16 protein-coding genes are annotated in these 19,169 nt (G+C 63.7%); 6 read left to right on the forward strand and 10 right to left on the reverse strand.

All coding sequences use genetic code 11. The features are described from left to right. Positions 1–248: 248 nt before the first annotated feature. Complete coding sequence (gene mtnA, locus ACMGGG_RS16885) at positions 249–1,325, reverse strand: S-methyl-5-thioribose-1-phosphate isomerase (protein ID WP_414154096.1); 1,077 nt, start codon at positions 1,323–1,325, stop codon at positions 249–251. A 108-nt stretch (positions 1,326–1,433) separates the two neighbouring features. On the opposite strand from mtnA, the gene ACMGGG_RS16890 reads away from it, so the two are divergent. From ACMGGG_RS16890 to ACMGGG_RS16905, 4 genes are all read left to right on the forward strand, one after another. After that, the gene (locus tag ACMGGG_RS16890) at positions 1,434–2,759 is read left to right on the forward strand and encodes a TRZ/ATZ family hydrolase (RefSeq protein WP_414154097.1); all 1,326 of its coding nucleotides are present in this window, start codon (positions 1,434–1,436) and stop codon (positions 2,757–2,759) included. Between the two features lie 64 nt (positions 2,760–2,823). Next, the gene (ubiG, locus tag ACMGGG_RS16895; RefSeq protein WP_112898930.1) at positions 2,824–3,522 is read left to right on the forward strand and encodes a bifunctional 2-polyprenyl-6-hydroxyphenol methylase/3-demethylubiquinol 3-O-methyltransferase UbiG; all 699 of its coding nucleotides are present in this window, start codon (positions 2,824–2,826) and stop codon (positions 3,520–3,522) included. Positions 3,523–3,524: 2 nt separating this feature from the next. Then, positions 3,525–4,196 (forward strand): N-acetylmuramic acid 6-phosphate phosphatase MupP, encoded by a 672-nt coding sequence (gene mupP, locus ACMGGG_RS16900; protein ID WP_054893872.1) that lies wholly within the window; start codon positions 3,525–3,527, stop codon positions 4,194–4,196. Between the two features lie 48 nt (positions 4,197–4,244). Beyond that, on the forward strand, positions 4,245–4,985 hold the full coding sequence (locus tag ACMGGG_RS16905) for a YciK family oxidoreductase (protein ID WP_054893871.1): 741 nt from the start codon (positions 4,245–4,247) through the stop codon (positions 4,983–4,985). 58 nt (positions 4,986–5,043) lie between these two features. Here ACMGGG_RS16905 and ACMGGG_RS16910 read toward each other — a convergent pair whose 3' ends face one another. The 7 genes from ACMGGG_RS16910 to ACMGGG_RS16940 form a co-directional block, all read right to left on the reverse strand. Beyond that, positions 5,044–5,841, reverse strand: coding sequence for a TenA family transcriptional regulator (locus tag ACMGGG_RS16910; protein ID WP_414154098.1), 798 nt, complete (start codon positions 5,839–5,841; stop codon positions 5,044–5,046). A 45-nt stretch (positions 5,842–5,886) separates the two neighbouring features. After that, on the reverse strand, positions 5,887–8,343 hold the full coding sequence (locus ACMGGG_RS16915) for an EAL domain-containing protein (protein ID WP_151926278.1): 2,457 nt from the start codon (positions 8,341–8,343) through the stop codon (positions 5,887–5,889). 122 nt (positions 8,344–8,465) lie between these two features. After that, positions 8,466–10,298 (reverse strand): ABC transporter ATP-binding protein, encoded by a 1,833-nt coding sequence (locus ACMGGG_RS16920; RefSeq protein WP_054893869.1) that lies wholly within the window; start codon positions 10,296–10,298, stop codon positions 8,466–8,468. Next, the gene (locus ACMGGG_RS16925; RefSeq protein WP_414154099.1) at positions 10,291–10,923 is read right to left on the reverse strand and encodes a DsbA family protein; all 633 of its coding nucleotides are present in this window, start codon (positions 10,921–10,923) and stop codon (positions 10,291–10,293) included. The genes ACMGGG_RS16920 and ACMGGG_RS16925 overlap by 8 nt, the downstream gene beginning before the upstream one ends. A 3-nt stretch (positions 10,924–10,926) precedes the next feature. Continuing rightward, positions 10,927–11,859, reverse strand: coding sequence for a rhodanese-related sulfurtransferase (locus ACMGGG_RS16930; protein ID WP_054893867.1), 933 nt, complete (start codon positions 11,857–11,859; stop codon positions 10,927–10,929). Between the two features lie 117 nt (positions 11,860–11,976). Next, positions 11,977–12,273, reverse strand: coding sequence for a BolA family protein (locus ACMGGG_RS16935; RefSeq protein ID WP_054893866.1), 297 nt, complete (start codon positions 12,271–12,273; stop codon positions 11,977–11,979). A 10-nt stretch (positions 12,274–12,283) separates the two neighbouring features. Further along, the gene (locus tag ACMGGG_RS16940; RefSeq protein ID WP_054893865.1) at positions 12,284–12,808 is read right to left on the reverse strand and encodes a DUF2059 domain-containing protein; all 525 of its coding nucleotides are present in this window, start codon (positions 12,806–12,808) and stop codon (positions 12,284–12,286) included. Positions 12,809–12,965: 157 nt separating this feature from the next. On the opposite strand from ACMGGG_RS16940, the gene ACMGGG_RS16945 reads away from it, so the two are divergent. After that, positions 12,966–14,360 carry a class II fumarate hydratase gene (locus tag ACMGGG_RS16945; RefSeq protein ID WP_065862149.1) on the forward strand — a complete coding sequence of 465 codons (1,395 nt, stop codon included), beginning with the start codon at positions 12,966–12,968 and terminating at the stop codon, positions 14,358–14,360. 58 nt (positions 14,361–14,418) lie between these two features. On the opposite strand, the gene ACMGGG_RS16950 is transcribed toward ACMGGG_RS16945, so the two are convergent. Continuing rightward, positions 14,419–15,381 carry a DMT family transporter gene (locus tag ACMGGG_RS16950; RefSeq protein ID WP_414154100.1) on the reverse strand — a complete coding sequence of 321 codons (963 nt, stop codon included), beginning with the start codon at positions 15,379–15,381 and terminating at the stop codon, positions 14,419–14,421. Between the two features lie 137 nt (positions 15,382–15,518). Then, positions 15,519–17,012, reverse strand: coding sequence for a polyphosphate:AMP phosphotransferase (gene pap / locus ACMGGG_RS16955; RefSeq protein WP_063545787.1), 1,494 nt, complete (start codon positions 17,010–17,012; stop codon positions 15,519–15,521). A 132-nt stretch (positions 17,013–17,144) separates the two neighbouring features. On the opposite strand from pap, the gene mnmC reads away from it, so the two are divergent. After that, positions 17,145–19,130 (forward strand): bifunctional tRNA (5-methylaminomethyl-2-thiouridine)(34)-methyltransferase MnmD/FAD-dependent 5-carboxymethylaminomethyl-2-thiouridine(34) oxidoreductase MnmC, encoded by a 1,986-nt coding sequence (mnmC, locus tag ACMGGG_RS16960; protein WP_414154101.1) that lies wholly within the window; start codon positions 17,145–17,147, stop codon positions 19,128–19,130. Positions 19,131–19,169 lie beyond the last annotated feature (39 nt).

Here is a 19,169-nt window from a genome sequence, read left to right on the forward strand (position 1 = left end):
ATTCCTTTTTCTGGTGAAACTTCGCCATATCCATCGGTGGACGAACGAAGCTCGTCGCCGCAGCGTTCGACAGTGCGACGACATACGACAAATCAATGAGTTGTGCCCAGGATCTGCGCAATGAAGGCCGCGGAAAAGAGCGGCCTTGGAAACTGTCGGATGGTATCACAAAGGGTTGGCGGGTGGGAGATGGGGCAGGATGCCACTGAAGCGGAAAGTCCCGAGCGCCATCCCCCTCGCGAAAACACTCAATGCAAGCGCTTGCGACACATCAACTGGGCGATTTTTGCAGCGTCCGGGCGCTCGACAATACCTTTTTCGGTCACGATCACGTCGATCAGATCCGCAGGGGTCACATCGAAAACAGTGTTGAACACCTCGACATCCGCAGCAACCCGCTTCCCGGCCACTTCCAGCAACTCGTCTGCTTCGCGCTCTTCGAGAGGGATGTCATCACCGCTGGCGAGGTTGAGGTCAATGCTGGTACTCGATGCCACCACCATGAAACGTACGCCGTGGTGCATGGCAGAGACCGCCAGCTGGTATGTGCCGATCTTGCTCGCCATGTCGCCATTGGCCGCGATGCAATCGGCACCGACGACAACCCAGGTGATGCCCTTGGTCTTCATCAGGTGCGCCAGCGCCGAGTCTGCACACAACGTGACCGGTATCCCCTCATGGGACAGTTCCCAGGCCGTCAGGCGCGATCCGTGCAACCAGGGGCGGGTTTCTGCGGCATAGACGCGCTCGACCATGCCCTCCAGATAGGCAGCGTGGATCACCCCCAACGCAGTGCCGAAACCACCGCTGGCCAACGCACCGGCATTGCCGTAGGTCAGCAAGGTCTGCTCGCTGCCCTGGTGGCGACGGATCTGCTCGATGCCGCTCTGCGCCATGGTCAGGTTGGCTTCGCGATCGCTGTCGTGGATCGCCACAGCTTCAGCCTCCATGGCTGCGAGCACGTCCTCGTCGGGGCGCAACCGTTGCAGGCGCTCGCGCATGCGGTTGAGCGCCCAGAACAGGTTGGCAGCAGTCGGGCGCGCCTCGGCCAGTTCGAGAAAGTCCTCTTCCAGCGCCTGCTCCCAGTCATCGTCCTCGGCCAGGCGTTGCCGCAGCGCAAGCACCAGCCCATAGGCAGCACTGATGCCGATAGCAGCCGCACCGCGAACCGCCATGCCGCGGATCGCCTGGACCACGGCTGCCACATCGGCGCAAGTCAGCCAGTGCTCGCGGGTCGGCAGCAGACGCTGGTCGAGCAGATGCAGGGTGCCATCACGCCACTGGATGCTGGTCACCTTCTCCGCCGCCAAAAGTCGCTCGCGCATCGCCTCTCCCCGCAATTCACTGATCAAAAGCGGACGATTATAGCGAGCCTCGGGCGCAGGCGCTCGGGTATACTGCGCGTTCCATTTAACGGAACCGGTAGCCTGCCTATGCTTTCAGCCTCTTCGCCGCTCGACCTGCTGCTCGCACCCCGCTGGCTGGTGCCCGTGGAGCCGGCCGGCGTGGTGCTCGAAGGGCATGCCCTAGGCATTCGGGACGGGCTGATTGCCTGGATCGGCACCCGCGAGCGGGCACCACAGGCACGCGAGGTACGCGAGCTGCCCGACTGCGTGCTCACCCCGGGGCTGGTCAACGCCCACGGGCACGCCGCCATGACCCTGTTCCGCGGCCTGGCCGACGACCTGCCGCTGATGACCTGGCTGCAGGAGCACATCTGGCCGGCCGAGGGGCGCTGGGTCGACGAAGCCTTCGTGCGCGACGGCACCGACCTGGCGATCGCCGAGCAGCTCAAGGGTGGCATCACCTGCTTTGCCGACATGTACTTTTTCCCCCGCGAAGCCTGTGACCGCGTGCACCGCAGCGGCATCCGCGCCCAGGTGGCCGTGCCGTTGCTGGACTTCCCCATCCCCGGTGCGCGCACCACCGACGAGGCCCTGCACCTGGCCATCGAGCTGTTCGGCGACCTGCGCCATCACCCGCGCATCAGTGTCGCCCTGGGCCCCCATGCCCCGTATACAGTCAATGACGAGAATCTGGAGAAGATCCGGGTCATCGCCGACCAGCTCGACGCGCCGCTGCACATGCACATCCACGAGACCGCCGGCGAGGTCGAGCGGGCCGTGGCCGAGCACGGCGAGCGCCCCCTGGCACGCCTGGCGCGCCTCGGCCTGCTGGGTCCGCGCCTGCAAGCCGTGCACATGACCCAGATCAGCGACGACGACCTTGCCCTGTTGGTAGAAAGCAACACCAGCGTGGTGCACTGCCCGGAATCCAACCTCAAGCTGGCCAGCGGCTTCTGTCCGGTCGAACGCTTGTGGCAGGCCGGGGTCAACGTCGCCGTAGGCACCGACGGCGCCGCCAGCAACAACGACCTCGACCTGCTTGGCGAAACCCGGACCGCAGCATTGCTGGCCAAGGCCGTCGCAGGTTCGGCCACGGCCCTGGACGCCCACCGCGCCCTGCGCATGGCCACGCTCAACGGCGCCCGAGCCCTGGGGCTGGAGGCAAGCATCGGCTCGCTGGAGGTGGGCAAGGCTGCGGACATCACCGCCTTCGACCTCTCGGGCCTTGCCCAGCAACCGGTGCATGACCCGGTTTCGCAACTGATCTACGCCACCGGCCGCGACTGCGTGCGCCACGTCTGGGTCGCGGGCCACCACCTGCTCGACGACAGGCGCCTGACCCAGATGGACGAAGCCGCACTGATCGACACCGCCCGCACCTGGGGAGCGCGCATTCGCGCTGGCAAAGAATGACCGGCCGGCAGCTGCGGCTGCCGCCTGAGACACCTTTTATCGAAGTTTTCAGAGGATCTGTTCAATGAGCAACGTCGACCGCGCCGAAATCGCCAAGTTCGAGGCCCTGGCTCACCGCTGGTGGGACCGCGAGAGCGAGTTCAAACCCCTGCACGAGATCAACCCGCTGCGGGTCAACTGGATCGACGAGCGCGCCAGCCTCGCCGGCAAGAAGGTACTGGACGTCGGCTGCGGCGGCGGCATCCTCAGCGAGGCAATGGCCCAGCGCGGCGCCACCGTGACCGGTATCGACATGGGCGAGGCACCACTGGCCGTGGCGCGCCTGCACCAGCTGGAATCGGGGGTCGAGGTCGAGTACCGGCAAATCACCGCCGAAGCGCTCGCAGAAGAGCTGCCTGGCCAGTTCGACGTGGTCACCTGCCTGGAAATGCTCGAACACGTGCCCGACCCCTCCTCGGTGATCCGCGCCTGCCATCGCCTGGTCAAGCCCGGCGGCCAGGTGTTCTTCTCCACCATCAACCGCAACCCCAAAGCCTACCTGCTGGCGATCATCGGCGCCGAGTACATCCTCAAGATGCTGCCGCGCGGCACCCATGACTTCAAGAAATTCATCCGGCCATCGGAGCTCGGCGCCTGGAGCCGTGTTGCCGGCCTCGAAGTGAAGGACATCATCGGCCTCACCTACAATCCGCTGACCAAGCACTACAAGCTGGCCAGCGACGTCGATGTCAACTACATGATCCAGACCCTGCGCGAGGAATGAGCATGCGCCTGCGAGCAGTACTCTTCGACATGGACGGTACCCTGCTGGACACCGCGCCAGACTTCATCGCCATCTGCCAGGCCATGCTCGCCGAACGCGGGCTGCCGGCCGTGGACGACGAGTTGATCCGCGGCGTGATCTCCGGCGGCGCCCGGGCCATGGTCGCCACCACTTTCGCCATGAGCCCTGACGCCGAAGGCTTCGAAGCGCTGCGCCTGGAGTTTCTCGAGCGCTACCAGCGCGACTGCGCGGTGCACAGCAAGCTGTTCGAGGGCATGGCCGAACTGCTGGACGACATCGAGAAAGGCAACCTGCTGTGGGGCGTGGTCACCAACAAGCCGGTACGCTTCGCCGAGCCGATCATGCAGCAGCTTGGCCTGGCCGAGCGCTCGGCGCTGCTGATCTGCCCCGATCACGTGAAGAACAGCAAGCCCGACCCCGAGCCGCTGATCCTCGCCTGCAAGACGCTTGACCTGGATCCGGCCAGCGTACTGTTCGTCGGCGACGATCTGCGTGATATCGAATCCGGCCGCGATGCCGGCACCCGCACCGCAGCCGTGCGCTACGGCTATATTCATCCAGAGGACAACCCCAACAACTGGGGTGCCGACGTGGTGGTGGACCACCCGCTGGACCTGCGCAAGGTGATCGACAGTGCGTTGTGCGGCTGCTGAGCTGTAAGGGCTGGCAGCACACACAGGGATAAAAACAGGGAATTCTCAATGTTCGACTACATCGCCCGCCCCGACCTGCTCAAGGGTCGGGTCATTCTTGTCACCGGCGCTGGCCGCGGCATCGGCGCTGCCGCCGCCAAGGCCTACGCAGCACTGGGGGCCACCGTCCTGCTGCTGGGCAAGACCGAGGCCAACCTCAACGAGGTCTACGACCAGATAGAGGCCGCCGGCCACCCACAACCCGTGGTGATCCCGTTCAACCTGGAAACCGCCCTGCCCCATCAATACGACGAACTGGCGGTGATGGTCGAAGAACAGTTCGGGCGCCTCGACGGCCTGCTCAACAACGCGTCGATCATCGGCCCGCGCACGCCGCTGGAGCAGTTGTCGGGCGACAACTTCATGCGCGTGATGCACATCAACGTCAACGCGACCTTCATGCTGACCAGCACACTGCTGCCGCTGCTCAAGTTGTCCGAGGACGCGTCGGTGGTGTTCACCTCGTCCAGCGTGGGGCGCAAGGGCCGGGCCTACTGGGGCGCCTATGGCGTGTCGAAGTTCGCCACCGAAGGCCTGATGCAGACCCTGGCCGACGAACTGGAAGGCGTAGCGCCGGTGCGCGCCAACAGCATCAACCCGGGTGCCACGCGCACGGCGATGCGGGCGCTGGCCTATCCCAGCGAGAACCCGCAGGACAATCCGCTGCCCGAAGACATCATGCCGGTGTACCTGTACCTGATGGGCCCTGACAGCAGCGGCGTGAACGGGCAGGCGTTCAACGCCCAATAACCGCCGGCAACTGCACCGGCCTCATCCCTGCAAGCGCGCGATGAGGCCGGGCACCTGATCAGCCCGCCGCCAACACCGGCTTGCTGAAGGTCTGACGCTGCACAGGCTCCATTGCCAGGCAACGCTCCAGGAACAGGTACATGCAGTCGTAGCTCTTGCAGATTGCCTTGCGCAGTTGCGCCTGCAATTCCTCGGAAGGGTTCTCACCCACCAGCGTGCAGATGATCTCCAGTGCCTCCCATGGGTGAGCATCATCGTACTCGGCGTGCAGATCCAGCCACCTCATGGCCGCCTTGGACTCTTTGTCACCTTGCTGGATGAACGCCTGCGCGTAGTCCGTGTCGGGATAGACCTTTGCAGACCACTCCCCCGTCGCCCCTTCGATCGCATAGTTGGTCGCGGCCATCGCAATGGCCAGGGACTCAGTCGCACAGACACGCCAGCACCAATCGTTCAAGCCGTTCAACTCAGGCGGAACATCCTGGGCCTGCAAGTCTTTCAAGGTAATGTCGTGCGCCTTGCACCACTTGACCCAATGGTCGGCATGATTGAGTTCGACCCGGATATTGCGTATCAACCAACGCCGCGCCATATCCTCGCCCTGGCTTCGGCCATAGCGGGTCTTGGTGAGGTTGTGGGCCATGTACAGCGAGAACTGTTCGACCACCGGCCAACCACCGATCAAGTACTGGCGGATGGTCTTCTTGCTCAGTTTGCCGTCGCTCAGGCGCTGGTAGACCTCATGCTCGACCACCTTGCGCTTGCTCTCGGCGCAATCATCGATCATTTTCTGCGCCCAGTCGGGATAGCTCTTGGCGTCCATCAATGGACCGATCCGAACGAATGCGTCAATCACTGTCAGCTCCTTGATTCCCTGTGATTTCCCGGACGGCTATTGGTGTCAGCGGAAGGTCCCTGGCGCCCGGTGCAACAGGGGCCTCACTGCAATCCGTTGTCGCTGGAGGCTGCCACAGGTGAACACCTGCGGCCGCTCGATCAGATAACCCTGCGCGAAATCCACGCCGATCTCCTGCAGCGCCTGCTCGATCAACGGCGTTTCGACGAACTCGGCGATGGTGCGCTTACCCATGACATGGCCGATATGGTTGATCACCTCCACCATAGCCCTGTTAATGGGATCGTCCAGCATATCTTTGACGAAACTTCCGTCGATCTTCAGGAAGTCTACGGGTAAATGCTTCAAATAGGCGAATGACGACATCCCGGCGCAGAAATCGTCGAGGGAGAACTTGCAGCCCAAGCCTTTCAATTCGTTGATGAAGCGAATAGCACTTCCCAAATTGGCGATTGCGCTGGTCTCGGTTATTTCGAAACAAATCATGTGCGGAGGAATCTGGTACTCGGCGAACGATCGCTGCAAGTACTCCAGGAATTTGTCGTCGCCAATGCTGCTACCGGACAGATTGATCGCGCACATCGCCAGCGGCCGGCTGCAACCTTCATCCAGCGCCTGACGGATCACCTGAAACACATTGCGCACCACCCAGCGATCAAGTGCGGTCATCAGGCCATAGCGTTCGGCAGCAGGGATGAAGCTGTCAGGCAGAACGGTCCGACCGCTCTCGTCATGCAGGCGCAGGAGAATCTCTATGTGCCCGGCGCCCATGTCGGGCTTGAGCGGTGCGATTTCCTGGGCATACAGGCAGAAGCGGTTTTCCTCGAGCGCGACATGCAGGCGCTGGATCCAGGCCATCTCGCCAAAGCGCATCGACAACTCGCTGTCGTCGGCATGGTAGACCTGCACACGGTTACGCCCCTTCTCCTTGGCCATGTAGCAAGCCATGTCGGCTGCCCGCAGCGAAGCCTCAAGGGTGCCAGGCGACTGGGCAATGTGTACCAGGCCAATACTGACGGTGGTGACGAAGGGTCTTCCCTTCCAGACGAAATGCAGGCTCTGCACGGTCTGGCGCAAGTGCTCGGCAATCCGCTCGGCCTGGTCGGGCGGGCAGTTTTCCAGCAACACGCCGAATTCGTCACCGCCCAGCCGGGCCAGGGTGTCACCTTCGCGCAGGCCTGCTTGCAGCACGGCGCAGATATGGCGCAGCAACTCATCACCCGCAGCGTGTCCGCAGGTATCGTTGACCAGCTTGAATTGATCAAGGTCGAGAAACATCAGCGAATGGCGCCCCGACTGACGGGCCAGGGTGTTGAGCGCCTGCTCCAGGCGATACTCGAACTCGCGGCGGTTGGCCAGGCCCGTCAGGGCATCGTGAGTCGCCTGCCAGGACAGGTTGGCGATGTACTGCCGCTCCTGCGTCATGTCATGCAAGGCCAGCACGATACCGCTGATCTGGCCGTCGGTGTGGATCGGCGATCCAACCAGGTTGACCGACACCGTACTGCCATCCAGGCGCTGGATCAGCCGGGCATGCTCGGCGCCGCCCTTGAGGCTGCCGCTGAGTACCTGCTCGACCAGGGTCAGGCTGTCCCGCTCGGCATTCTCATCGAGCAGACTGAACAGGGCCGCCAGCGGCAAACCCTGGGCCTGGGAAGCCTGCCAATGGGTCAACTGCTCCGCGGCAGGGTTCATGTAGACGATGCACCCCTCGACATCGGTGGTGATCACCGCATCGCCGATCGACTCAAGGGTGGTCTGTGCCCGCTCACGCTCCACCTGCAAAGCGCTGGCAAACGCCTGGCGCTGGGACAGCAACCGTGCAGAACGGCGCCAGGCCAGGGCGATGAGAATCAACGCCGTGAGCAGGTTGGTGACCATCAACACCCGGAGCAGCACCCGCGAGCCTTCACCCAGTGCATCGCTGAATGCCTTGGCGGCCGGCGTCACGCCCTCGTTGATCGAAACGATACGCGCTTTCCAGTCCGCCACCTCGCGTTCAGTGGCCACCCCCTGGACGAAGGCCTCGCGCATTTGCTGCGCCAGGCCGTCCAGTTGCCGCAGGTAGTCGTCGCCGGTGTTCCAGTAGCCGATGGCATTCTGCATGTAACTGATCTGGCGAAAATTGCGGTAGAACCAGATGATCCGGTTGACGTCGTCCGGATGGTTACCACCTTGCAAGATCCCGCGCCGCGCCGCCTCCAGGTCCGGGACAGGCTGATCGAGAGCCACCCGTAGCTCACGGTCGCCCTGGGGTATGGCAATGGCCTGGCGATAACGCTGGAAGATGCGTTCGTCCTGGCTTTCGGCATACAGATTGAGGTAATAGATGGCGTCTTTCTGTGCCTTGGACCACAGGCTTTCGCCGGCCACGTACGCGCGCATGGCCGAAAGCGAATAAAGACTGAGGCTGCCCAACAGCACCTGGAAAACCACCACTGCGACGAAGGGCCAGATGATTCCCAGCAACCTTGGCGCCTCGAGAGTCCGATTTCCCTTCATGTAGTCCCTGTCTCAGAGCGGATATGGCACGAATCGACCCAGACAAGCACAGCGTAGGCCATTTGCCATAACTGCGCGGAGCTTTTTGTCGCAGCCACTGCACCTATTGATGCACCGCCCGATCAGGACTGTTGCAGGTGCCCATACAGCTTGGCGTACAACCCGCCTTCGGCGATGAGCTGCTGGTGGCCGCCGTCTTCGGCCACATGACCGCCGTCGAATACCAGAACCCGATCAGCCTGTTTCACCGCTGACAGGCGATGGGCAATGATCAGGGTGGTGCGGCCGCTGAGGAAGCGCGCCAGGGCCTGATGGAGGTTGTATTCGGTGGCCGCATCGAGGGCCGAGGTGGCCTCGTCGAGAATCACCACCTTCGGCTCGGCCAGTACCATGCGGGCAATCGCCAGGCGTTGACGCTGGCCCCCGGACAGGCGCACACCAGAGCGCCCCACCACACTGTCCAATCCCTGCGGCAGCGCGGCGATGGTGGCATCGAGCTGGGCAATGCGCAGCGCCTGCCAACAGGCGTCGTCACTGCACTCGCGGCCCATGGTCAGGTTGGCGCGCACACTGTCGTTGAACAACGATGGATGCTGCAGCACCACCGCGACATGTTCGCGCAGGGTCTCCAGGCCGATCTCCTGAAGGCTGGCACCGCCAAAGCGAATGGTCCCGGCCTGGGCGCTGTACAACCCCAGCAGCAGCTGAACCAGCGTGCTCTTGCCGCCGCCGCTGGCACCGACGATAGCCACCTTTTCGCCCGGAGCGATGGACAGGTCCAGGTGATCGAGCACCGGCTCATCGGCATAGGCGAAGCGCAGGTCGCGCACCTCGATACCCACCGTCGCGTGCCCAGCGAACGGATCACAGGCGGCCGGATACTGCGGTTCGTCCTCTCGCGACAGCAACTCGTTGAGCCGGCTCAGCGCACCACCGGCCGCGTAATAGGCGTACTGCAGGTTGAGCAACTGTTCCACCGGGCCGATCATGAACCACAGGTAACTGAACACAGCCAGCATCTGCCCGATCGACAGGTCGGAGAACAACACCGTGAGCATCGCCGCAGCACGGAAAATGTCGATACCGAACTGGAACAGCAGACCGCTGGCCCGACCACTGGCGTCGCTCTTCCACTGCGAGGCCACCGCATAGTCACGCACTTCCCGGGCACGTACTCCCAGGCGCCCAAGGAAATAGCCCTGGCGGTTGCTTGCGCGGATTTCCTGGATGGCGTCGAGGGTCTCGCTCAGCGCCTGGGTAAAACGTCCGGTACTGTCGTTCTCGAGCTTCTTCAGGTGCTTGACCCGCTTGCCCAACTGCACGGTGAAATAGATCACCAACGGGTTGAACAGCAGGATCAGCAGCGCGAGCTTCCAGTGCATCCAGATAAGGATCGCCGCAGTCCCGGTAAGCGTCAGCATGGCCACCAGGAAGCGGCTGAGGGTTTCACCGACGAACTTGTCCAGGGTATCCAGGTCGGTGACCAGATGCGTAGTGACCGTGCCACTGCCCAGGCTTTCATACTCCTTGAGCGAGATCCGCTTGAGCCGCTCGATCAGGCGGATTCGCAAGCGGTACACGATATCCTTGGCCAGCCCGGCGAACTGCCTGGCCTGGATCACACCGAAGGCCAGCGAGGCCAGGCGCAGGCTGAGGGTCGCAACCAGCATCAAGCCGATATAACCGGCTGCCACCTGCCATTGGCTCGGCAGGAACTGGTTCATCCATTTCAAGGCAGCGTCGCCATGGCCCAGCAGCACTTCATCGACCAGCAAGGGCAGCAGCAAGGGAATCGGCACGCTGCAGAGGGCGGCAAGCACGGCAACCAGGTTGGCAGTCCACAAGGCCTTCTTGTGGTGCAGCGCCAGGCGGCGGATTTCCGCCCAGCTCAGACGATCGTGCGCGACGGGGGGCTTCCCCGGCACAGGGTCGCTAGACCCTGGCAGATCAAGCACAGGCGGCCTGCTGCAGCCAGCGGCCCAGCAACGGCTGCAGGCGATCGAGCGGCTGATAGCCGTTGGTCAGCAGGGCCAGTTGACCATTGCGCTCGGCCAGCAGGGTCGGGAAGCCGGCGATACCCAGGTCCTGAACCCAGGCAAAGTCGGCTGTCGTGGTCGTGCGGGTCTCGACGCTTGCGAACGCTGCAGAAAACCGTTCGCGGTCGAAGCCTGCCTGCTCGGCCAGGTCCACCAGTTGCGGGGCACGGGTGACATCCAAGCCCTGTTCGTAGAACGCGCCCTGGATCAGCTTGAGCAGCGCCCAACCGCGCTCGGCATCGAGCTCACGCGCCGTGACCAAGGCGCGGCAGGCCGGCTCGGTGTCATAGACGAACCCGTCAGGCATGGCGCCCTCGAAGCGAAACGCTTGACCGGTGGACTCGGCGACCGCCTGCCAATGCTCGAGGATGTACTTGCGCGTCGAGCTATCCAACGCGCTGCTACCGCTGCGCAGGCCACCCACCACCAGGCGCGTCGGCACACCGGCATCCCGCGCCTGGGCGATCAACGCCTCGGCCACGGGAGCGAAGCCCCAGCACCAGGAACACATCGGGTCCATCACATAGAGCAGGCGTGCAGTCATGCATCAGGCCTCGGCTTTGTAGTTGTAACCGATCGGGTGCGGCAAGTTGCGCGCCTTGGCCAACTCGATCTGCTTCTGGCGGTCGATGGCGCTGCGCCGGGTCTTCTCGCTCAGGGTGTCCCAGCAATGCGGGCAGCTCACCCCGGGCGAATAATGCTCGGACGCACGGTCATCCGCATTGATCGGATGGCGGCAGGCATGGCACTGGTCGTACTCGCCCTCGGACAGGTCGTGACGCACCGTGACGCGGTTGTCGAAGACGAAGCAGTCGCCGTCCCAGAGGCTTTCTTCCTGAGGCACTTCCTCGAAGTATTTCAGGACCCCACCCTTAAGATGATAGACCTCCTCGAAGCCTTCACCGAGCATGTAGCTGGACGCTTTTTCACAACGAATGCCGCCGGTGCAGAACATCGCGACCTTCTTGTGTCTGCTCGGGTCGAAGTTGGCCTTGATGTAGTCGGGAAACTCGCGGAAGGTCTCGGTCTTCGGATCGATGGCGCCCTTGAAGGTGCCGATGGCCACTTCATAGTCATTGCGGGTGTCGATCAGCAGCACTTCGGGGTCGCTGATCAGCGCGTTCCAGTCCTTGGGTTCGACATAGGTGCCGACCTGCTTGTTGGGGTCGACGCCCGGCACGCCGAGGGTGACGATCTCTTTCTTGAGCTTGACCTTGGTGCGGTAGAACGGCTGCTCGTCGCAGTACGACTCTTTATGGTCGACATCCGCCAGGCGCGGGTCGTTGCGCAGCCAGGCCAGCAGGCCGTCGATACCTTCACGGGTACCGGAGACCGTGCCATTGATACCCTCGAGCGCCAGCAGCAAAGTGCCTTTGACGTCGTTGTCCTGCAGGGTTTTCAACAATGGCTCGCGCAGGTCGAGGTAGTCTTCGAGGGTGACGAACTTATAGAGCGCCGCCACGACGATCGGTTGGGACATGAATCTGTATCTCCAGGTGGTTGCCCTCGTAAGGGGCGGACCGGGTTTGACAAAAAACACGGGGGCCGCAAAGCGGCCCCCGGATGAAGCGGATTCTACCAGAACGACGGACAGGTTTCAGTGCCCGCCGCCGGCACACACCGGCGAGGCCGGCGCCGCCCCTACCTGCGCCCATTCTTCGGGCGTGTAGGTGTGGATGGCCAGGGCATGAATCTCGCCCATCAGCTCGCCCATGGTGGCGTAGACCTTCTGGTGACGCTTGACGCTGTTCAGGCCGGCGAACTGTTCGCTGACCAGCACCGCCTTGTAGTGCGTCTCCTGCCCACGACTGTGCATGTGGCTTTCATTCAGCACCTGCAGGTGCTGATCGCCAAGCGCTGCCAGTTGCTGCTCGATGCGTTGTTGCATGCTCATCGATTCAGGCTCACTTCTTCGCTGGAGCGGCGGCCTTGCCAGCGTTCGGGTCCAGCTCCTTGGTCATGTCGTCCAGCAGCTTGTTCACCACCGGCACTGCAGGCTCCAGGCTCTGCTGGGTCAGCTGGGCCGACTGCTGGGTGACCTTGGGCATTTCGCGCAGGACTTTCTTGCCCAGCGGCGACTCGTAGAACTTGACCAGGTCGTTGAGCTCCTGCTCGGTGAAGGTCGCGGTGTACAGGTTGACCATCTGCGGCTTGAGCTTCTTCCAGCCAATGGCATTGTCCAGGGCGGCGTTGGCCTTGGCCTGGTAGCTGTCGAGCACGGATTTCTTCGCGGCCGGGGCCTTGGTCTGCTCGAAGCGCTGGGCGAACATCTGCTGGACCTGCATGTACACCGGGGTGCCCAGCTTGTCGGCATTGGCCAGGGTCAGGAACTTCTCGGCGGCGGCGTTGTGGCTGGCAGTTGCGGCGAGGACCTGGCCGCTGGCACAGGCCAGGGCGACGGCGGCAAAGAGGACACGGAGGCGGGTCATTGCAATTCCTTCATGAGAGGGTGAGGCGGATACCTCAGAGTAGAGCATTCTGCGCCGCGATGGGCACTGTGCTCAAGTGGGAAGACGAGCGATTGACCGCCCGGGTGGATCAGGGCCTAAACTGCGACTTCTGACTGAACAAAGGAGTGAGCGCAGCATGAGCCGTATCGAGACAGACAGCCTGGGCCCGGTCGAAGTTCCAGAGGACGCCTACTGGGGTGCGCAAACCCAGCGCTCGCTGATCAACTTCGCCATCGGCAAGGAGCGCATGCCCTTGGCTGTCCTCCACGCCCTGGCGCTGGTCAAGAAAGCCGCGGCACGAGTCAACGACCGCAACGGCGACCTGCCAGCCGACATTGCCCGACTGATCGAACAAGCCGCCGACGAAGTGCTCGACGGCGAACACGACGATCAGTTCCCGCTGGTGGTCTGGCAGACCGGCAGTGGCACCCAGAGCAACATGAACGTCAACGAAGTGATTGCCGGGCGCGCCAACGAACTGGCTGGCAAGGGCCGTGGCGGCAAGGTGCCGGTCCACCCGAACGATCACGTCAACCGCTCGCAGAGCTCCAACGACTGCTTCCCTACCGCCATGAGCATCGCGGCCGCCCAGGCCGTGCACAACAAGCTGCTGCCGGCCATCGCCGAGCTGTCGTCGGGCCTGGCAGAACTGTCGGCGCGTCACTCGAATCTGGTCAAGACTGGCCGCACGCACATGATGGACGCCACGCCCATCACCTTCGGCCAGGAAATCTCGGCCTTCGTTGCCCAGCTCGACTACGCCCAGCGTGCAATTCGCGCCACCCTTCCGGCAGTTTGTGAACTGGCCCAGGGCGGCACGGCCGTCGGCACCGGTCTCAACGCCCCACACGGCTTTGCCGAAGCCATTGCCGCTGAGCTCGCTGCGCTGTCCGGCCTGCCCTTCGTCACCGCACCGAACAAGTTCGCCGCCCTCGCCGGCCATGAGCCGCTGACCAGCCTGGCTGGCGCGCTCAAGACCCTGGCAGTGGCCCTGATGAAAATCGCCAACGACCTGCGCCTGCTGGGTTCCGGCCCGCGTGCCGGGCTTGCCGAGGTACGCCTGCCGGCCAACGAACCAGGCAGCTCCATCATGCCGGGCAAGGTCAATCCGACCCAATGCGAAGCCCTGTCGATGCTGGCCTGCCAGGTACTGGGCAACGATGCGGCGATCGGCTTCGCGGCCAGCCAGGGGCACTTGCAGTTGAATGTGTTCAAGCCGGTGATCATCCACAACCTGCTGCAGTCGATCGAACTGTTGGCCGATGGCTGCCGCAACTTCCAGGAGCACTGCGTGGCCGGCATCGAGCCGGACGCCGAACAGATGGCCGCCCATCTGGAGCGCGGGCTGATGCTGGTGACGGCGCTGAACCCGCACATCGGCTACGACAAGGCTGCGGAGATCGCCAAGAAGGCCTACAGCGAGGGCAAGACCCTGCGCGAGGCAGCGCTGGAGCTCAAGTACCTGACCAACGAGCAGTTCGACCAGTGGGTACGCCCGGAAAACATGCTGGCACCGGGGGCCAAGGGCTGATCCTGAGCCGATAGGGGCCTCTTCGCGGGCTTGCCCGCGAAGAGGCCATCGCCGATTATCAGCGAACCTCTGCCACCCTGGCCCGCCGCGCCCGCCACCCCGCCACCAGCGAAGGCCCCAGCGCCACCAGTGCCGACCCTGCCACCACCGTCACCGCCCCGGCATAGCCGAGCGCATTGATCTGTTCGGCATGCACGTAATCAGGCCACACCCAGGCCGATAGCGCCACCGCAATAAAGGTGACCAGCGGCGTCAGTGCCAAGGTCGCACTCACCCGCGATGCTTCCCAATGCGCCAAAGCCTCGGCAAATGCGCCATAGGCGACCAGGGTGTTCAGGCAGCACGCCAGCAGCAACCAGCCTTGTACAGCCGTCAGTTGCAGCGCCTCCAGCGGGTGCGCCCAAGGCGTCAGCAGCGCCGCGCAGCACAGGTAGATCACCATCATTACCTGCTGCGAATGCCAGACCGTCAGCAACTGCTTCTGGCTCAGGGCATAGAACACCCAGATGCTGGTGGCCAGGATGATCGTCAGTACACCGGTGGTATAGGTCCCAAGTGATGTCAGCAGCTCGTCCAGGCGCTGGTTGAAGAACAGCCCGAAACCGGCCAGCAACACCAGCAACCCGATACCCTGGCCCAAGCTGAAACGCTCTTTGAACACAAACACACTGGCCACCAGCAACAGCACCGGCCCCAGTTGCACCACCAACTGCGCAGTACCAGGGCTGAGCAGTTTGAGACCGACCAGATACAGCACGTAGTTGCCCATCAGCCCACACACGGCCACCGCTACCAGGCCCAAGCCCTTGCGCCCTAGCCGCTGGACTGGCGGCAGGCGCCGGTTGGCGGCCAGCCAGGCGAACAACAGGCCGCCGGAGACCAGCAGCCGATACCAGGTGACCGTGATCGGATCCATCACCTGCAGCACCTGCTTGAGCTTGATCGGCAGAATGCCCCACAGCAGCGCGGTCAGCAGCGCCAGGAACAGACCATGGACCCAGCGTCCGGAAGAAATGTGCATAGCGTCCTCGATCAATGCCCTGAGTGGGGTGATTGAAGTCTAAGGGCTGCAAAGATGGGGCTGGCAGAAAGTGGCGGGAAAAGAATTCATCAGGTCATTCCCGCGGGGCATGGCTGCCCCGCGGCGGACGGGATGCGTCACTTCTTGTGCCTGGCGAACGCCGCTTCCAGTGCATCGTTGATGGTGCGCAGCACCTTGACCCGCGCCCAGCGCTTGTCGTTGGCCTCTACCAGCGTCCAGGGCGAAATCTCGGTGCTGGTACGATCGACCATGTCACCCACCGCCTCGGCGTATACATCCCACTTGTCACGGTTACGCCAGTCTTCCTCGGTGATCTTGTAGCGCTTGAACGGGATCTCTTCACGTTCCTCGAAGCGCTGCAACTGTGTCTCTTGGTCGATTGCCAGCCAGAACTTCACGACCACGATGCCCGAGTTGCTCAACTGTTCCTCGAAATCATTGATCTCGCCATAGGCGCGCATCCAGTCCGCCGGGGTGCAGAATCCTTCGACTCGCTCCACCAGCACCCTGCCGTACCAGGAGCGGTCGAAGATGGTGAACTTGCCGCGCGCCGGTACATGCCGCCAGAACCGCCAGAGGTAGGGCTGGGCTCGCTCCTCTTCGGTGGGCGCAGCGATCGGCACGATGCGGTACTGGCGTGGGTCCAGCGCGGCGGCCACGCGACGAATCGCCCCACCCTTGCCCGCAGCATCGTTGCCTTCGAACACCGCGACAAGGGCGTGCTCGCGCATGCGCTTGTGCCGCAACAGCCCGGCCAGGCGCGCCTGCTCGGCGACCAGCTGCTTCTGGTAGTCGTGCTTGTCGAGGCGCCGGGTGAGATCCAGCGCGCCGAGCAAGCTCAACTGATCGATACTGCGCCCCAATGGCGCGACATTGCCCTGGTGCTTGCCCTTCGGCGCATTGGCCAGCGCCGCGTTCAGGCTTTCGAGCAGAATGCGCCCGGCCGCCAGCGCACGGTAGTGCGGATCGACACCCTCGATCACATGCCAGGGCGCGTAGTCGCGGCTGGTGCGCCGCAGAACCCGCTCACCGAAACGTACGAAGCGGTCGTAGGTCTCGGACTGCTGCCAGTCCAGCGGACTGATGCGCCAACTGTGCAGCGGATCGTCGCGCAGCACCTTGAGCCGGGTCTTCATCTGTTTCTTGGAGAGGTGGAACCAGAACTTGATGATCAGTGCACCTTCGTCGCAAAGCATCTGCTCCAGGCGCTCGGCGCCGGTGATGGCCTGGTCGAGCACCGCATCCTTGAAGCGACCATGCACCCGCCCCTGCAACATCTGGCTGTACCAGTTGCCGAAGAACACGCCCATTCGCCCTTTGGGCGGTAGTGCACGCCAGTATCGCCAGGCGGGTGGGCGCGCCAGTTCTTCGTCGGTCTGCTGGTCGAAGGTGAGCACATCGATCATCCGCGGGTCCATCCACTCGTTGAGCAGCTTGACCGTTTCGCCCTTGCCGGCACCCTCGACACCGTTGATCAGTACGATGACCGGGAAACGCGCCTGCTGCTTGAGCTCGAACTGGGCCTCCAGCAACGCCTCGCGCAGGGCCGGCAATTCGGCCTCGTAGGTTTCCTTGTCAATGCTGTGACCGATTTCCGCGGATTCGAACATGGCTCACTCCTTCGATGGATAAGCAAGAGTAGCGGATTGCACGCCAGTCTTGCGCCCTCTTCACCACGGCGGATACAGCGTCGGCGACGCAGATGGCATAAAATCTTCGCTTCACTGCCAGCCGAACCGACCATGCCTGATACCCCACTCCCCCAGCACGCCCAGATCGACTGGGACGACCAGGGCCGCCCCCACTCGCGGCAATACGACGACGTCTATTTCTCGAAGAACGAGGGCGTGCACGAAACGGTATACGTCTTCCTCGAGCGCAACCACCTGGCCCGGCGCTTCGCCGAGCTTGCGCCGCACGCCTGCCTGGTGATCGGCGAGACCGGTTTTGGTACCGGCATGAACTTCTTCTGTGCCTGGCAACTGTTCGCAGAAAAAGCCCACCCCGAGGCGCGGCTGCATTTCGTCAGTGTCGAGAAGTACCCGCTGAGTCGCGCCGACCTGGCCCGCGCGGCAGCGCTGTGGCCGGAGCTTTCGCCCTTCAGCGACCCCTTGCTGGCGCAGTATGTGGCCGTGCACCCAGGCTTCCAGCAGTTCAGCTTCGAGCAGGGCCGGGTCACCCTCACCCTGCTGGTCGGTGACGTGCTGGAACAGTTGCCCCAGCTCGACGCGCCCATCGACGCCTGGTTTCTGGATGGTTTCGCCCCGGCGAAGAACCCGGACATGTGGACCCCGGAACTGTTCGCGCAACTGGCACGGCTGTCACGCCCCGGCACCACGCTGGGGACCTTCACCACCACAGGTTGGGTGCGCCGCGGCCTGGCAGCCGCCGGTTTTGCCATCAAGAAAGTGCCGGGGCTGGGCAAGAAGTGGGAAGTGATGGGGGGAGAGTTCGTCGGCTGGCCTGAAGACCTGCCGACGCCGCCACAACCAGCCCCCTGGTATGCACGCCCTGCACCCGTGGACGGCCCCCGTCGCGCGCTGGTCATCGGCGCCGGGCTGGCCGGTTGCGCCAGCGCCGCCAGCCTGGCTGCACGCGGTTGGCAGGTCGAAGTGCTGGAACGCCACGACGCCCCGGCCCGAGAGGCCTCCGGCAACCCCCAGGGCGTGCTGTACCTGAAGCTGTCGGCACACGGCACCGCCTTGTCGCAGATGATCCTCGCCGGGTTCGGCTACACCCGCCGTTGGCTCGAACGCCTGCAGCGTGGCCGCGACTGGGACGACTGCGGCGTGCTGCAACTGGCCTTCGACACCAAGGAAACCGAACGCCAGGCCAAACTTGCCGGCGCCTTCGACAGCAGCCTGCTGCAGTGCCTGGATCGCGAGCAGGCCGAGGCGATCGCCGGGGTCGCCCTGGCCAGCGGTGGGCTGTTCTACCCCGAGGGCGGCTGGGTGCACCCGCCCGCACTGTGCCACGCGCAACTGCAACACCCGCGCATTCGCCTGCTCAACCATCACCAGGTGATCGAACTGCGCCGCGTCGGCGGTCTGTGGCAAGCCTGGGACGGCGAACGGTTGCTGGCCAGTGCGCCGCTGGTGGTGCTGGCCGGTGCCGCTGAGATACGCAACTTCGAGGCATGCGCCGAGCTGCCGCTCAAGCGTATCCGCGGACAGATCACCCGCCTGCCGCTGACCGAGCGCAGCCAGGCGCTGGGCACCGTGGTCTGCGCCGACGGCTACGTCGCCCCGGCGCGCGATGGCGAGCACACCCTCGGCGCCAGTTTCGACTTCCATAGCCTCGACCTCGCTCCCACTGCCGGCGAGCACGCAAGCAATCTTGGTCTGCTGGAAGCGATTTCTGCCGACCTGGCGCAGCGGCTCGACACGGCCGCACTGGATCCGGAACAGTTGCAGGGGCGCGCAGCGTTTCGCTGCACCAGCCCGGATTACCTGCCGATTGTCGGGCCGCTGGCCGATCCTGCTGCGTTCAGCACGACCTATTCAATGCTGGCCAAGGATGCCCGACAGGTTCCGGCGATCGCCTGCCCCTGGCTGGAAGGCTTGTACGTCAACAGCGGCCACGGCTCACGCGGCCTGATTACCGCGCCTTTGAGCGGCGAGCTGATTGCCGCCTGGGCCAGTGGCGAACCACTGCCGGTACCTCGGGCCGTGGCCGAGGCCTGTCATCCAAACCGCTTCACGCTGCGCAAGCTGATTCGCGGCAAATGAAACAGCACCCACCCATCCCATATAACAGATTGATCTAAA

The sequence above is a fragment of the Pseudomonas sp. BNK-44-b genome (assembly GCF_047456245.1).
Lineage (GTDB): Bacteria > Pseudomonadota > Gammaproteobacteria > Pseudomonadales > Pseudomonadaceae > Aquipseudomonas > Aquipseudomonas machongensis.

Bases quoted from the DNA above. Each gene is read 5' to 3' on its own strand.
- mtnA (WP_414154096.1), bottom strand. From the start codon at position 1,325: ATGCGCGAGCGACTTTTGGCGGCGGAGAAGGTGACCAGCATCCAGTGG.
- ACMGGG_RS16890 (WP_414154097.1), top strand. From the start codon at position 1,434: ATGCTTTCAGCCTCTTCGCCGCTCGACCTGCTGCTCGCACCCCGCTGG.
- ubiG (WP_112898930.1), top strand. From the start codon at position 2,824: ATGAGCAACGTCGACCGCGCCGAAATCGCCAAGTTCGAGGCCCTGGCT.
- mupP (WP_054893872.1), top strand. From the start codon at position 3,525: ATGCGCCTGCGAGCAGTACTCTTCGACATGGACGGTACCCTGCTGGAC.
- ACMGGG_RS16905 (WP_054893871.1), top strand. From the start codon at position 4,245: ATGTTCGACTACATCGCCCGCCCCGACCTGCTCAAGGGTCGGGTCATT.
- ACMGGG_RS16915 (WP_151926278.1), bottom strand. From the start codon at position 8,343: ATGAAGGGAAATCGGACTCTCGAGGCGCCAAGGTTGCTGGGAATCATC.
- ACMGGG_RS16925 (WP_414154099.1), bottom strand. From the start codon at position 10,923: ATGACTGCACGCCTGCTCTATGTGATGGACCCGATGTGTTCCTGGTGC.
- ACMGGG_RS16930 (WP_054893867.1), bottom strand. From the start codon at position 11,859: ATGTCCCAACCGATCGTCGTGGCGGCGCTCTATAAGTTCGTCACCCTC.
- ACMGGG_RS16935 (WP_054893866.1), bottom strand. From the start codon at position 12,273: ATGAGCATGCAACAACGCATCGAGCAGCAACTGGCAGCGCTTGGCGAT.
- ACMGGG_RS16940 (WP_054893865.1), bottom strand. From the start codon at position 12,808: ATGACCCGCCTCCGTGTCCTCTTTGCCGCCGTCGCCCTGGCCTGTGCC.
- ACMGGG_RS16945 (WP_065862149.1), top strand. From the start codon at position 12,966: ATGAGCCGTATCGAGACAGACAGCCTGGGCCCGGTCGAAGTTCCAGAG.
- ACMGGG_RS16950 (WP_414154100.1), bottom strand. From the start codon at position 15,381: ATGCACATTTCTTCCGGACGCTGGGTCCATGGTCTGTTCCTGGCGCTG.
- pap (WP_063545787.1), bottom strand. From the start codon at position 17,012: ATGTTCGAATCCGCGGAAATCGGTCACAGCATTGACAAGGAAACCTAC.
- mnmC (WP_414154101.1), top strand. From the start codon at position 17,145: ATGCCTGATACCCCACTCCCCCAGCACGCCCAGATCGACTGGGACGAC.